The 14,149-nt window shown below is 50.0% G+C and carries 11 protein-coding genes and 1 tRNA gene; 11 read left to right on the top strand and 1 reads right to left on the bottom strand.

Annotation, left to right across the window (positions count from 1 at the left end):
• Nucleotides 1-48: 48 nt before the first annotated feature.
• The 3 genes from FMR86_RS03030 to FMR86_RS03040 all read left to right on the top strand — a co-directional run bounded on the left by FMR86_RS03030 (nucleotide 49) and on the right by FMR86_RS03040 (nucleotide 4,541).
• Nucleotides 49-2,874 carry an ATP-binding protein gene (locus tag FMR86_RS03030; protein WP_163349602.1) on the top strand — a complete coding sequence of 942 codons (2,826 nt, stop codon included), beginning with the start codon at nucleotides 49-51 and terminating at the stop codon, nucleotides 2,872-2,874.
• Between the two features lie 15 nt (nucleotides 2,875-2,889).
• Nucleotides 2,890-3,741, top strand: a complete 852-nt coding sequence (locus tag FMR86_RS03035) for a phosphate/phosphite/phosphonate ABC transporter substrate-binding protein (protein WP_163349603.1) — start codon at nucleotides 2,890-2,892, stop codon at nucleotides 3,739-3,741.
• 155 nt (nucleotides 3,742-3,896) lie between these two features.
• Nucleotides 3,897-4,541, top strand: coding sequence for a class I SAM-dependent methyltransferase (locus tag FMR86_RS03040; protein WP_163349604.1), 645 nt, complete (start codon nucleotides 3,897-3,899; stop codon nucleotides 4,539-4,541).
• Between the two features lie 28 nt (nucleotides 4,542-4,569).
• Here the strand turns inward: FMR86_RS03040 and FMR86_RS03045 are convergent, their stop codons facing one another.
• Nucleotides 4,570-6,543: a DUF3365 domain-containing protein gene (locus FMR86_RS03045; RefSeq protein WP_163349605.1), complete on the bottom strand. Its 1,974-nt coding sequence runs from the start codon at nucleotides 6,541-6,543 to the stop codon at nucleotides 4,570-4,572.
• Between the two features lie 245 nt (nucleotides 6,544-6,788).
• On the opposite strand from FMR86_RS03045, the gene FMR86_RS03050 reads away from it, so the two are divergent.
• From FMR86_RS03050 to rho, 8 genes are all read left to right on the top strand, one after another.
• Nucleotides 6,789-8,234: a DegQ family serine endoprotease gene (locus FMR86_RS03050; protein ID WP_163349606.1), complete on the top strand. Its 1,446-nt coding sequence runs from the start codon at nucleotides 6,789-6,791 to the stop codon at nucleotides 8,232-8,234.
• 189 nt (nucleotides 8,235-8,423) lie between these two features.
• A complete protein-coding gene (gene ispE / locus FMR86_RS03055; RefSeq protein WP_163349607.1) occupies nucleotides 8,424-9,296 on the top strand; it encodes a 4-(cytidine 5'-diphospho)-2-C-methyl-D-erythritol kinase in 873 nt (290 codons plus the stop codon).
• A 34-nt stretch (nucleotides 9,297-9,330) separates the two neighbouring features.
• A tRNA-Gln gene (locus tag FMR86_RS03060) sits at nucleotides 9,331-9,406 on the top strand.
• A 39-nt stretch (nucleotides 9,407-9,445) separates the two neighbouring features.
• Nucleotides 9,446-10,390, top strand: coding sequence for a ribose-phosphate pyrophosphokinase (locus tag FMR86_RS03065; RefSeq protein WP_163349608.1), 945 nt, complete (start codon nucleotides 9,446-9,448; stop codon nucleotides 10,388-10,390).
• A gap of 67 nt (nucleotides 10,391-10,457) precedes the next feature.
• Nucleotides 10,458-11,066 (top strand): 50S ribosomal protein L25, encoded by a 609-nt coding sequence (locus FMR86_RS03070; protein WP_163349609.1) that lies wholly within the window; start codon nucleotides 10,458-10,460, stop codon nucleotides 11,064-11,066.
• 75 nt (nucleotides 11,067-11,141) lie between these two features.
• The gene (gene pth, locus FMR86_RS03075) at nucleotides 11,142-11,753 is read left to right on the top strand and encodes an aminoacyl-tRNA hydrolase (RefSeq protein ID WP_163349610.1); all 612 of its coding nucleotides are present in this window, start codon (nucleotides 11,142-11,144) and stop codon (nucleotides 11,751-11,753) included.
• A 228-nt stretch (nucleotides 11,754-11,981) separates the two neighbouring features.
• Nucleotides 11,982-12,497 carry a CarD family transcriptional regulator gene (locus FMR86_RS03080; RefSeq protein WP_163349611.1) on the top strand — a complete coding sequence of 172 codons (516 nt, stop codon included), beginning with the start codon at nucleotides 11,982-11,984 and terminating at the stop codon, nucleotides 12,495-12,497.
• A gap of 335 nt (nucleotides 12,498-12,832) precedes the next feature.
• Nucleotides 12,833-14,107, top strand: coding sequence for a transcription termination factor Rho (rho, locus tag FMR86_RS03085; RefSeq protein ID WP_163349612.1), 1,275 nt, complete (start codon nucleotides 12,833-12,835; stop codon nucleotides 14,105-14,107).
• Nucleotides 14,108-14,149 lie beyond the last annotated feature (42 nt).

Here is a 14,149-nt window from a genome sequence, read left to right on the forward strand (position 1 = left end):
GGTATCCCTGCCCTTAAATTCACCGCAACCCCGATCATTGGGTAGTTAATGAAATTCCGATATCAAATCCTACTTCTGGCATTGTTACCCCTTGTGGTGTCCGTTCTGATCTCACTGAGCGAAATCGGTCAGTTGCTTACCCAGCTCAAAGCCGGGATTGATAAAGATCTCCACGCAAGTGAACAGAAAATTATCACCCGCCTGGACGCAGGACGGCAGCTGACAGCGGAAACAGCCCGGGTTATCGCGGAAAGTGACGATATTCTGCTCGGACTGCAAACCACAGATGTGGAAATGCTCTACCAGCAGGGGCGCATGTTTCTGGGTTCCGATGTTGATTACATTGCTTTTATTGACCCGCACGGAATGATCAATGCCCGGGGCCATGACGAATTCAGATTCGGCGACACACCGGAAACAAATGCCGAAATACATAAGGGGCTGGCCGGCAAGGAGTTTTCAGGACTTACAAAGTACGACGGTCAAACCCTGCTATTTTCCGTTGCCCCCATTCACTACTATGACGGCACAACCATGGGTGCGGTAGTGGTGGGAATCACAATTAAAAGCGACTTCCTTAAAAGTATTGCCGGGGTACAGGGAGTCCGGGTGCAGATAAATAAAAACAAAAAAATACTTGCCGACTCCATGCCGGGAAAAAGCACCCTTGAAATGCGCTCCATGACTTTTCCCTATCCGGCAGGAAGCCCGGACCCGTATACTGTCAAAGTCATGTTTGATGCCAGCGAACGGCTCCACAACCTCAGCCAGCTTCAAAACAACCTTGGAATTTACGGCTCCATTCTGGCCGCAGTACTCATCTCGCTGATTTTCTTTTTCACCAACAGGCTGGTCGACCCCATCAAAACCCTCGTGGTAGCCATGCACGACTATACGAGCAAAGGGGTTACATCTTTTAATATTCCCCGCTCCACAAAGGAAATATATGAGCTTGTAAACGCCTTCCGTGAAATGATCTGTGATCTGGAAGAGAACAAAAAATCACTGGTTGATGCGGAGAAAAAATACCGCACCATCTTTGAAAAAGCACTGCAGGGCATTTATCAGACCGACCTTGACGGCAAGATCATAGTTGCCAACCCGGCCATTGCCCGAATTTACGGAGCAGAAAACACAGACGAACTGACCGGAACCAGACCGGGCAGCCATGCATTCAAGTACAGTTCCCCTGAATCCCACGAATTATTCCTGCGCGAAATAGTGGAAAAAGGAGAAAACAAATCGCAATCATTTTCACTGATAAACTCTGCCGGGCAGGAAAAACTTATCATTGAATCCGGCCAGCTGCTTTATGACGAAGAAGGCAAGCCTTTTGCCATCGAAGGAGCAGTCCGCGATGAAACCCGCAAAATGCAACAGGAGAAGACCGAGCGCAAACGGTCCATCGCCGAAGCTGCCAGCAAGGCCAAGAGCGTATTCCTCGACAACTCCGGACAGGGATTCCTCTCATTCGGCCCCGAACTGCTGGTCGACGGAGAGTTCAGCCGGGAATGTGCCAACATTCTGCCGGATATGTGCGCGGGCTGCGAAATAAGCAAGCTGCTCTATCCCGACCCGGATGACGATAAAATACGCAAGCAGTTCGCCTTCAACCTGCAACGCATCCTGAAAGAAGAGCAGGAATTCAAGCGCGACCTTTTCATCTCCCTCATGCCGCAGGAATTCAACCTGATCCGTAAGATTGTCAAATGTGACTATAAATATATTGAAGGCCAGCTGATGATGATCCTCACCGACATCACAGCAGAGCGTAAATTGGAAGAAACTGCCAAGCAGGAACAAAAAAGGCTGCGCTTTATTGTCAGTACCGTACGTTCCAGCAAAGACTTTTTCGATATAACCGAATCTTTCAATGATTTCTGCGCAGAAACTTTCGGTCCGGCCTTGAAATCAGGCCCGGAAAGTCCCGAACAGCTGGAAGAACTCTATCGCGGAGTGCATACCTTCAAAGGACTGATGCTGCAGCAGGACTTCATCCACACTCCGCCCATGCTTCATGAGCTTGAGACACTGCTGGGCAATGCTGCACAGGAGCCATCTTCCGGCAACGCATCAATGCAGCAGCTTTTTTCCGCATGCAAGCAGGCATTTGACAAAGACATGGAAATCATCCGTGAAAGCCTGGGAGAAAAATTCCTCAAAGCGGGACCGGCCGTCAGCCTTTCCCGTGAAACTGCAGAAGAATTGAAAAACATGGCTGCAGATATGCTGGCCGAAGCTCAAGCTCCTAACCATTCCGATGAAACGCGCAAGGCTCTTCTTGAACTGACCAGAATTGACCACCTTTCCATAATTGAAGCCCTTGAAAACGGCGGCAGGGTCGTGGACCGCCTTGCTCCTGCCCTGGAAAAAGAAGTTGATGCATTCACAGTGGAAGGCGACGACATCTACCTTGACGCGGAAAAATTCGGTCCCTTCCTGCAATCACTTGTCCATGTCTTCCGCAACGCCATAGACCACGGAATTGAAACCCCGGACGAAAGGCTTGAACTGGAGAAGGAAGGCCCTGCCCGCATCAGCTGTTCCGTCCACACCGCCGGGGGCAATATTGAAATAATTATTGCTGACAACGGCAGGGGAATCGATGCTGATCTGATAAGAGAGGCAGCCGTAGCAAAAGGAATGATGAACGAAGAAGAGGCCGTCGCCATGACGGATGAAGAGATACAGGGACTGATATTTAAAACCATGTTCTCCACCAGAGAAAAAGTCACCTCCCTGTCCGGACGTGGAGTGGGTCTGGGAGCTGTCAGCACTGAAGTGGAAGCACTGGGTGGAACAGTCCGGGTAGAATCCGAATTGTGGAAGGGGACAAAATTCATATTCAACCTTCCGCTGGAAACCATTGACTAACAAAGGAGCATAAAAATGAAAAAGGTACTCTGCATGCTGACGGCACTGCTGCTGTCTTTCAGCCTTGCACTCCCCGCACAGGCCAATGGGAAAATAACTATCGGCCTGATTCCGTGGAGCAAACCCAAGGTGATGTACAATTCCTACAAAGATATCGCCTCCTATCTGGGTAAAGAGCTCGGCATGGAAGTATCCATCGTTATCACCAAAGACTATGACGATCTGGTCAACCGCATGAACATGGGCATGGTGGATGTCGGCCGTTTCTCCTCCAGCCTTTATGTGCAGACCAAAGACAAGATGAAAGACCTTACCTATCTTGCAACAGCCGTTAACCGTGACGGTCAGGGCGGAGTACGCGATTTTTATCAGGGAGTTATCCTCTCGCGCAAAGATTCAGGCATTAAGAATCTAGCCGATGCCAAAGGCAAAAAATTCGCCTTCACCGACCCCGGATCGTCTTCCGGATATGTGTATCCCAAAATGCTGCTGGAAGAAAAAGGAATCAACCCCGACAGCTATTTTTCCAAAGTTTTTTTCCTGAAAAAGCATGATAAAGTCATTGATGCCCTGCGAAAAAAATCCATCGATCTGGGTGCAACCTACGATGAACTGCTCTGGCTCAAACAGAAGGAATTCGGCGACATTTTCACTGTCGTTGCAGAAACCCCGGAGATTCCCTACGGCTGTTTTGCCGCCGCTCCGGGCCTGAAGCCCGAATTGACCGCGAAACTGAAAAAAGCCCTTGCCTCATACAAAGTGGAGAAAGAAGATTGGGACAAGGTTTTCGAAGAAGCCCCCATCGGCTTCTCAGTACGTGACGACGCTTTTTACAATCCCGTACGTGAAGCCCGTAAGTTCAAATAATCATCACATCATTTAAACGACAGACAAATCCTCCGGTCATAGTGGCCGGAGGATTTCTTTTGGAGCACAATTTTCCCGTTACGGGGCAGAAAATCTCTCGCTGTCCGGCTATATTCACCTCCATTTTCAAACCCGGCGCACTCAGGAGAAACAATATGGACAGCAAAGACAAAGTAAGAAAAGCCTTCACCGGAGACCACGTGCTCCAATATGACCGAAAATCACAGCAGGCCAACTGGCTGGACCCGGACATTATCTTCGGACTGGCCTACCGCTATGTTGATCCGGGTCAAAGCATCCTTGATCTCGGTATCGGAACCGGACTTTCCTCCATTCTTTTCCACCGGGCGGGACTGGAAGTCCACGGGCTGGATTTCTCAAGTGAAATGCTGGAAGTGTGCGCAGGAAAAAGCTTTGCGGCCAGCCTTGCCAAGCAGGACCTGAGCAAAGCCCCCTACCCCCTTGAAGACAACTCAATCAACCATGCTGTCTGCACCGGGGTAACCCATATATTTGAAGACATGGGAATAATTTTTTCTGAAATCAACCGGGTGCTGAAAAATGCCGGGATATTCGGATTTGTAGTGGCGGACGGAGACATGGACGAACCGGACGGAGAGGCCCTGACCTGCCAGAAAGATAAAAAAAGCAGGGTAAAATTCCACCGACACTCGCAGAAATCACTGGAAGAATTATACAAAAAGCATGGTTTTGAAGAGTTGAACACCCTCAGTTTCACATCATCTTCCATAGGTCGGATTAAAAGGACCTACAAAGCCTGCATAGTACGCAAAATATAAAAATGGGCGGCCGTAGAGCCGCCCTTTTTTACTTAATGGGAATTTTAATTATGAATCTGGTGCCTTCACCGGGTTCAGATTCCACAGCCATACTGCCTTCATGCTGATCGGTGATGATAAAATATGAAACAGACAAGCCCAGTCCGGTCCCCTTGCCCACACCTTTAGTAGTGTAAAACGGCTCAAAAACTCTGGTGCGGATGGCTTCATCCATGCCGGGACCGTTATCTTCAACCTCCAGAACTGCCATGTCTCCCTGCCGATAAATCCTGCAATGGAAACATGGTTTTTCATCACCGTACTCCTTCTCGGTCATTGCTTCCGCACCGTTTTTGAAAAGATTCAAAAGCACCTGCTGAATTTCATTGCCTTCACATTTAACGCGGGGCATATCCGGGTCAAACTCGCGAACTATTTGAATCTGCCGGAAGTCATAAAACTTCTTCAGGTTGTAATCATTTGCAGCCAGATCAAGGGTCTTATCCATCAGTGCGATAAGATCATAATCATCCATATGCTGATCACTTTTCCGGCTGAAGCTGAGCATATTATCTACAATGGACGCCGCCCGCTTGCCGCTTTCCTGAATAGAATCAAGCATGTGGTCCACCTTTCTCTTTTCAAGATAAGCCTGAACCCCTTCAAGAGAAACCCCGCATTCTTCAGCAATCTTGCGATTGGATTCCATATCACTGAACACACGCTTCTTTATGTTATATGCACTGCCGAGAATTCCGGCCAAGGGATTGTTGACTTCATGGGCCATGCCCGCTGCAAGACCGCCCACGGACATCATTTTTTCAGACTGGACCAGCACCTGCTCCAGATTGACCCGGCCCGTAATATCATCAATGCGGATAACCGCCCCCTCCACGCCGTTTGCTACCAGCGGATATACGGTTATGTCCTCGTAATGGATTTCGCCGTTCTCCCTGCGCTCGTGCTTGGCTTCACTCTGTACCGTGCGCGATTCCACTGCCTCACGGACCCGTTCCATCTCGCGGGCCAACCGGGGAACCACCAGTTCAATCTTCTTACCGATCGCTTCTTCCTTGGAAATCCCGAAATCGTCCCCGGCCTTGATATTCCACTGGGTAATAGTCCCGTCCGGAGTTACGCCGATTATTTCGGACGGCATGGAATCAATCATATTAGACAGGTAATTGCGCAACTTTCTGACCTCATTTTCAGCCTCAGTGCGCACTTCCACCTCTTTTTCCAGTTTTCGCGTCCGCCTGTTGACCACTCCTTTTAACCTGGTACTCAAAAACAACAGGCCGACTATAATCGCCACACCGGAAAACAAGGACCCGCCGATTATATAAATATCAGAAAATTCCTTTTCCAGAGGAGCCCGGATGGAAGTAATGGCCCGGATGATTCCAATCTCTTCATCGTATCCTCCGGCCCCCTTGTATCTCTCACGCAGCATAGCCGGGGCATCCTCGCGCTTTCCGTGGCAGACAAGGCACCTCTCTTTGTTTTCAAGAAAAGGCAAAGCCACGTAGAGATACTGTTTCCCGTCAATGGTAACAATTTCGCGGTACTTTTTCACATCCCTGTTTTCATTAAACATGCGGATCAAATCACGTTCAAGGGGATCTGCCATGTTTACGGCATTTCTGGGGTTATTGGCCGCCATCTTGTAATAAACTTCATCATCTGCGGCAGCTTTTTTCTCCTGATTGTAAAATCCGTGCAGGTTCCTTATTATGAAAGAAGAAGAGAAGAGTTCCGGGGCATAAAAATCTTTTGTAATATGATTCTCATCCTTATATTTATATAATGCCGGGTGCATTATCTCCTGCACATAATGATGCATACCCTTATGGACCAGCAGAATTTCCTTGATCTTATCCTCGGCCTTACTGACCACGTAATGACGCACAGTTGCAAAAAGGAGCAACCCCACTGTCAGCGTTATCAACACGAACAGGGCCGCTATTTTCACATAACGCTTTGACGAAGCAGCAGATTGTGAATCTTCTGAAAAAATAAGCATAACAGACACACTCACCGGGTAAATCAAGAATAAAAAAACAGCTAACGGCAATACTCAACATTATCAGTTTATCCGAATTTTCGCCCTGATGTCCAGAGCGGATATTCACAAACAGGCTGCATGTCAGCCTCGAAGAAATGTCACCTTTTATAATCTAACGGACACTATTTACTTTTGAAAAAAGGATACTATACTCAAGGAATGCCGCCTATCCCGTTTTCCGGGCGGCATAACGAGGAGGTTACATGAATCTTAAACGCTACATTGGTTTACTTGCTCTCATTACTGTACTCATCCTGCCTGTCTACGCGCAGGCACAAGGACTGCCTTCTTTTGTCGATCTGGCAAAAAAATGCGGGCCGGCAGTGGTTAACATCAATACCGTGAAAATGGTCGAAGTGGGCAACCCCATGGAAGACTTTTTTAAATTCCACGGCAAAGGTGGAAACAACCCCTTTGAACAGTTCTTCAAGCAGTTCAACAACCGGGGGGGCAACGGAAACCAGCCCAAACAGAAACGCAAAACCGGCTCTTTGGGGTCTGGATTCATCATCTCCAAAGACGGTTACGTGGTCACTAACAACCACGTGGTCGCCTCTGCGGATGAAATCACTGTCAAGCTCCAGAATGACGGTCACGAATACCCGGCAAAAATTATCGGACGCGACAAGGAAACCGACCTTGCGCTCCTGAAAATCGAAGTGAAAAAAGACCTGCCCTACCTTGAATTTGCCGACTCCGAAAAAGCGGAAGTGGGCGAATGGGTACTGGCCATCGGCAACCCCTTCGGCCTCGGACATACCGTGACCAAAGGAATCATCAGTGCCAAAGGCCGCATCATCGGCGCAGGTCCGTTTGACAACTTCATCCAGACCGATGCCAGCATCAACCCCGGTAACTCCGGCGGTCCGCTCATCGATCTCAAAGGCCGGGTCATCGGTATCAACACCGCCATCATCGCCAGCGGTCAGGGCATCGGCTTTGCCATCCCCAGCAACATGGCTGAAAATGTCATTTCCCAGCTCAAGACCGACCACAAGGTCAGCCGCGGCTGGCTGGGCGTGACCATTCAGGACACTGATGAAAACACCGCCAGAGCCCTCGGTCTCAAAACAAAGACCGGCGCACTGGTTAATTCCGTCAATCCCGGCGATCCTGCAGACAAAGGCGGCATGAAAGTCGGCGACGTCATTATTAAAATCGACGGCGAAAAAGTTGATGACACCAACGACCTGCTGCGCACCATTGCGGCACTGCCTCCGGGCAAATCCGTAAACGTCAAGGTCTGGCGCAAAGGACGCGAAAAGAACCTGCGTATCGTGCTCGGAGAACGCAACGGCAAAGGTGTTGTGGCTGAAGCTGAGAAGATGTCCCCCAAAGCAGCGGAAGAAAACCTTGACGACCTCGGACTGGTGGTCCGCAGGGTCAACCGCAAGGCTGAAGCTGAATCACTCGGACTGGACAGACCCGAAGGTCTGCTGGTCATCGAAGTGATGCAGGGCACTCCCTCTGAAGAGGCTGCCATTGCAGTGGGCGATGTTATCCTTGAAGCCAACCAGCACAAGGTCAATACCATCAAGGATCTGCAGAAGATCATCAACACTGAAGGCAAAAAACGCGGACTGGTCATGCTGCTCCTGAAACGTCAGGGACACAACATCTTCCGCACTATTGAACTGAAAGACAAATAGTCTGACGGTTATTGTTGACTCTCAAATGCAAGGGCCGTCCTGAACCAGTTCAGGACGGCCCTTTTGGCCTTCGGCGACCCTGCCGGGGCCTTAAACCCTTTTGCAAAAGGGTTTAAGAATCCCAAAACCTTTTATTTAGCTTCGCTGTTTTATTTGAAGATCAGGCGAGTTTAGGATAGTAGACGGCTCATGAACAAAACAATTCTCACTGCCCCGGCAAAGGTCAATCTTTACCTGAAAATAGTTGGTAAAAGGGAAGACGGCTATCACGAGCTGGATACACTTTTCCATCCCTTCCCGGCTCTGGCAGATACTCTTGAGATCACCGAGACCGGGGAAGGTTGCACAATTCATTGTGAACAGTTCGACCTTCCGGCGGAAGACAATCTTATATATAAAGCATGGGACAAATATGCGCAGGCTACAGGGTTCCGCCCCGGTCTGCATGTGGAGCTGACCAAGCGTACCCCCACCGGGGCCGGGCTTGGCGGCGGCAGCTCCGATGCGGCGTCCATGCTCCGCTTTCTGAATGAACACCCGGACAGTCCGGGGCTGGAGCACACAAAGCTGAATACGCTTGCGGCGGGCCTTGGCGCGGATGTTCCCTTCTTTCTGCTGGACGGACCTGCGTGGGCCAAAGGGATTGGTGAAATTTTAACGGTCTGTGAGGTTGACCTTTCCGGCCTGACTGCGCTATTAGCCTGCCCGGATGTGCACGTGAATACCGTCTGGGCATACAAGGCATGGTCCACCCGTGACCAATCCACTAATTTGAAAAAAAGTGGAGCCTTTGACTTGACAACATCTGCCAGCGGTAATAATAGAACGGCCTCCCAAACGAGGGTGACTTTGTTCAATGACTTTGAAGAAGTTGTCCTTCCCGAGTTTCCCAAAATCAGGGAGACAAAGGAATACCTGTTGAAAAGCGGAGCCTGCGGAGCTGTCATGAGCGGAAGCGGGGCAAGTGTGATCTCTTTTTTCAATGCAAGGGAAGTTGCTGAAAAAACTGCATCAGGCTTGAAAGATATGAATGTCGACTCTGTTCTTCACACGTTTTCATAATTTTAATATAGTACATATTTCACATAATCTGTGCAGGGATGTCGCCAAGTTGGTAAGGCACGTGGTTTTGGTCCACGCATTCGAGGGTTCAAGTCCTTCCATCCCTGCCAAATTCATTTCTCATCCGAGAGGTCAAGTTGGAGACCGACATGAACGGTGAACTTAAGATTATCAGCGGCTCGTCAAATCTGGCGCTTTCAGAAGCAATCTGTGACCATCTCGGCAGCAAACTTACTCCCTGTCTGCGTGAAAAATTCAGTGACGGTGAAATCCGCATCGAGATTCAGGACAACGTCCGCGGCTGTGATGTTTTCATAGTCCAGTCCACCTGTGATCCGGTGAACTTTCACTTCATGGAACTGTGCCTCATGCTGGACGCACTTAAAAGAGCAAGTGCCCGCCGAGTAACCGCAGTTGTTCCTTACTACGGATACGCAAGACAGGACCGCAAGGTTTCCCCCCGCGCACCCATCAGTGCCAAACTCTGCGCCGACTGCCTGACCGTTGCCGGTATGCAGCGTCTGGTCACCATCGACCTGCACGCAGGCCAGATTCAGGGTTTCTTCGACCTCCCGGTAGACAATATTTACGCAGCTCCCGTCCTGCTGGACGAACTGCGCACCCGTGACGAAGACATGGTCATGGTTTCACCTGACGCAGGCGGAACCGAACGCGCCAGAGCATACGCCAAACGCCTCAACGCCGGACTGGCCATCGTGGATAAACGCCGCGACGCCCCCAACCAGGCTAAAGCCATGCACGTCATCGGTGAAGTAAAAGACAAAGTCTGCGTGGTCATGGATGACATGATCGATACCGCAGGCACCATGTGTCAGGCAGCCAAGGTTCTCATGGACCACGGCGCAAAAGATGTAATTGCCTGCGCAACCCACCCGGTTCTTTCCGGACCGGCTATCGACAGGCTGGCTGCAGCACCTTTTTCCGAGGTGATTGTAACCGACACCCTGCCTGTCCCCGAAGAAAAGATCGCCAACAGCAACGGCAAGATCAAAGTAAAATCCGTTGCCGGAATCCTCGCCAAATGCATCCACAACGTGCATTCCGAGTCTTCCGTAAGCGTACTCTTCGTTTAATTACGCCTATTCCCACCCTCTGCCGGTCTTAATTGAGCGGCAGCAGGTTAACCATAAGGAGAAAATAATGTCTGAAAAAGTAACCTTCAAAGCTGAGCTGCGCACCAAAACCGGTAAATCCGCAAACCGCCAGCTCCGCAATCAGGGTATGGTTCCCGTCGTTTTCTATTCTCAGGACGGCGAAAACCTGATCCTTTCCGTTAACGAAATTGAATTCGTTAAAATGTACCGCAAGGTCGGAACAACCCGCATCTTCAGCCTTGAAGTTGACGGCAAGACCTACGACACCCTGATCTGGAAAGTGCAGATGGACCCCGTCCGTCCCCGCCCCAACCATATCGACTTCCTCGGAGTTTCCGCTGACCGTCCCCTCAAGATCGACGTTCCCGTTGTGACTGAAGGTAACGCTCCCGGTGTCAAGCTCGGTGGCCGCATGGCTATCTACCGCGAAAAGCTGACAGTTGCCTGCACCGCAGCAACTATTCCCGCTGAAATCGTTGTTAACATCGACAGCATGGAAGTCGGCGACACTGTATTCGTAAACGAAATCGACCTCGGTGAAGGTGCTTCCGTACAGTTCGACAGCAACTTTGCTCTCGTTCGCTGTGCAGCTGGCCGCGGCTCTGCTAAAGACGATGCAGAAGGCGAAGAAGGCGAAGAAGCAACTGAAGAATAGGTCTTTAGTAGTATACTCATTTTCGGGCCCCGGTTTATCCGGGGCCTTTGCCGTTTGTTAAGCAGGAAAATCATCATGGAATACAAAGCACTTATCGTCGGACTGGGCAACCCCGGACCGCAGTATGCCAATACCCGGCACAATATCGGGTTCATGGTTGTTGATGCTTTGGCCGAGATGGCCGCTTCCCGCAAAAGCATGCGTTTTAAAGAAATGGGTATTTCCGGCGATTTTGAACTTTTCAGCATCAATATAGCCGGAAACAACGTACTGGTGACCAAACCGCTGACCTACATGAACCTGAGCGGCAAGGCCGTTGCGGCCATATGCGGCAAATATTCCATCCCGGTATCGGACGTATACGTCATCCACGATGAACTGGACCTTCCCTGCGGAAGGATGAAGTTCAAAAAAGGCGGCGGAAACAACGGGCACCGCGGACTGGAATCCATTCAGGGAAAAATGGGATCACCAAATTTCTTCCGCATCAGGGTCGGCATCGGCCGCCCGGAATTTTCCTCGCAGGTAAAAGACTATGTGCTTGAAGAATTCAGCACCGGGGACCTTGAAACAGCCGCACAAATGTCCGTTGCGGCAATCAAGGGTCTGAACCTGCACTTCAGACGGGGACAGGGCACAGCGACTCAATTCATGAACAGCTTTGTACCCGATGTTCCTGAAACTTAAGCCGTAGACTAATTTTAACAATTCGGTTATAGTATTTTTTCGCAGCAATTCCCTCTGCTGTAAATGAGATCAGAACCAGAGGGAACAAAGAAATGGGAAGGGGTCCGCAAACCTGTTTTTCAGCTAGTCCTGAATTCCACGAAATAGCGCCGCCACAAGCCGGGTTTACCCCGCAGAACAGCACCGAACTTCCCAAAGCATTTCTTTTGTAAGTCCAAGGAGCCATGAGTGTTTGAGCTAGAACAGCTGGTTGTCTACCCTTCACAGGGAGTAGGCAAAGTAGAACGTATTGAAAGTCAGGAAATCGGCGGTGCTACCGCTGAATTTTATATTGTGCGTATTTTAAGCAACAATGTTACGCTCATGGTTCCGGTCATGAACGCACATAACGTCGGCCTGCGCGCTGTCTGCGACAAGGCAGCGGGTTTAAACATTTTCGAATGCCTCAAGGACAGATCTGATTTTACCGGATACACCGGGCAAAACTGGAACAGACGCTACCGCGAATACTCTGAAAAGCTCAAAAGCGGCGATCTGCAGGATGTTGCATACGTCCTCAAAGAGCTTTTCCTTATTGGGCGCGACAAAGAACTCTCCTTTGGCGAACGCAGGCTCCTTGAACAGGCTATGGGACTGGTTTCAATGGAACTTTCCTTTGCTCTCGACCTTGATCAGGAAGAAATCAAAGAAGAGATAAATGCACTTTTCAGTGACGTTCTGGAAAAACAGGAAGAAGAATCCTGAAAATCCTGATCAAACGACTTGTCATAAACGTTTCTTTCAGTTAATGCCCTATGAGTTGCACGTTTTGGAGGTGCTTTATTCCCCTTCCGGGAAAACCTGTGTAGCATCTCCATAAAGAAATACTGCAACTAGGGTGGAGCAAGAATCAAAAACGACTTAGAAGCGTTGTATTCGAACAGAAGAACAGCCCCTCGCTCAGGAAAATCCAATATATTTTTCATCATCCAGTTAAGGATAAAGCATTCAGGCAAGTGCATGACCATCTAAAGTGCGCACTACTGTTGCTTTTCATTAGCTTAATAATATTTTTAAACTTTTAAATCCGGTTATACAGTATGGGCCAAGACAAAAAAATAGAAAACCTGAACCTGACTGAATTAAAACAGAAGAAGATGTCCGATCTTATGGATCTGGCAGCCAAATTCAAAGTTGAAAACCCCAGCGGAATGCGCAAGCAGGAACTGATCTTCGCACTGCTTCAGGGTTGCGCTGCGCAGAACGGACAGATTTACGGTGAAGGGGTTCTGGAAGTACTCCCCGACGGATTCGGCTTCCTGCGCTCCCCGACCTACAGCTACATGCCCGGCCCGGATGACATCTACGTCTCACCTTCCCAGATCAGAAGATTCGGCCTGCGCAAGGGTGACATCATCTCCGGCCAGATTCGCCCCCCCAAGGAAGGCGAACGTTACTTCGCACTGCTCCGGGTCAATGAAATCGGTCTCGAATCTCCCGAACATTCCAGAAATCTGGTACTTTTCGACAACCTGACTCCCGTATACCCGGACAACCGTTTCAAGATGGAAAACGGTCCCAAGAATTTCAGCTCCCGGGTAATTGATATTCTTTCCCCCATCGGACGCGGACAGCGTGCACTGCTCGTAGCACCGCCCCGTACCGGTAAGACCATGATGCTGCAGAACATCGCCAACTCCATCAACGCCAACCATCCTGACGTTGACCTGATTGTCCTGCTCATCGACGAACGCCCCGAAGAAGTTACCGACATGGCCCGCACCGTTAAGGCCGAAGTGGTCAGCTCCACCTTTGATGAGCCGCCGCAGCGCCACGTGCAGGTTACCGAGATGGTTCTTGAAAAGGCCAAGCGCCTTGTTGAGCGTAAACGTGACGTAGTCATCCTGCTCGACTCCATCACCCGTCTCGGCCGTGCATACAACGCCGTTACTCCTTCCTCCGGCAGGGTTCTTTCCGGGGGTCTGGATGCCAACGCCATGCAGCGTCCCAAAAGATTCTTCGGCGCAGCCCGTAACATTGAAGAAGGCGGCAGCCTGACCATCATCGCCACCGCTCTCATTGATACCGGCTCCCGCATGGACGAAGTCATCTTTGAAGAATTCAAGGGTACCGGCAACATGGACCTCTATCTGGACCGCAAGCTTGCTGAAAAACGTGTATTCCCGGCTATCGACATCAACCGTTCCGGCACACGCAAGGAAGAACTCCTCCTTGATGACGGAGTACTCAACAAGGTCTGGATCCTGCGCAAACTGCTTGCCCCCATGAACTCCATCGATTCCATGGAATTCCTGCTCGACAAGATGAAGGGCACCAAAAACAATGAAGAATTCTTCGATATGATGGGCAAATAGCCAATCCGCTATCCAAAGAAATATCGCCCCCGTGAGTTCTGC

Origin of the sequence: Desulfovibrio sp. JC010, assembly GCF_010470675.1 — a bacterium.
In the GTDB taxonomy this organism is placed as follows: domain Bacteria; phylum Desulfobacterota; class Desulfovibrionia; order Desulfovibrionales; family Desulfovibrionaceae; genus Maridesulfovibrio.

Excerpts from the sequence above, each read along its gene's own strand:
- ispE (WP_163349607.1), top strand. The coding sequence starts at position 8,424 with ATGAACAAAACAATTCTCACTGCCCCGGCAAAGGTCAATCTTTACCTG.
- FMR86_RS03050 (WP_163349606.1), top strand. The coding sequence starts at position 6,789 with ATGAATCTTAAACGCTACATTGGTTTACTTGCTCTCATTACTGTACTC.
- FMR86_RS03035 (WP_163349603.1), top strand. The coding sequence starts at position 2,890 with ATGAAAAAGGTACTCTGCATGCTGACGGCACTGCTGCTGTCTTTCAGC.
- FMR86_RS03070 (WP_163349609.1), top strand. The coding sequence starts at position 10,458 with ATGTCTGAAAAAGTAACCTTCAAAGCTGAGCTGCGCACCAAAACCGGT.
- FMR86_RS03040 (WP_163349604.1), top strand. The coding sequence starts at position 3,897 with ATGGACAGCAAAGACAAAGTAAGAAAAGCCTTCACCGGAGACCACGTG.
- FMR86_RS03045 (WP_163349605.1), bottom strand. The coding sequence starts at position 6,543 with ATGCTTATTTTTTCAGAAGATTCACAATCTGCTGCTTCGTCAAAGCGT.
- FMR86_RS03065 (WP_163349608.1), top strand. The coding sequence starts at position 9,446 with ATGAACGGTGAACTTAAGATTATCAGCGGCTCGTCAAATCTGGCGCTT.
- pth (WP_163349610.1), top strand. The coding sequence starts at position 11,142 with ATGGAATACAAAGCACTTATCGTCGGACTGGGCAACCCCGGACCGCAG.
- rho (WP_163349612.1), top strand. The coding sequence starts at position 12,833 with ATGGGCCAAGACAAAAAAATAGAAAACCTGAACCTGACTGAATTAAAA.
- FMR86_RS03030 (WP_163349602.1), top strand. The coding sequence starts at position 49 with ATGAAATTCCGATATCAAATCCTACTTCTGGCATTGTTACCCCTTGTG.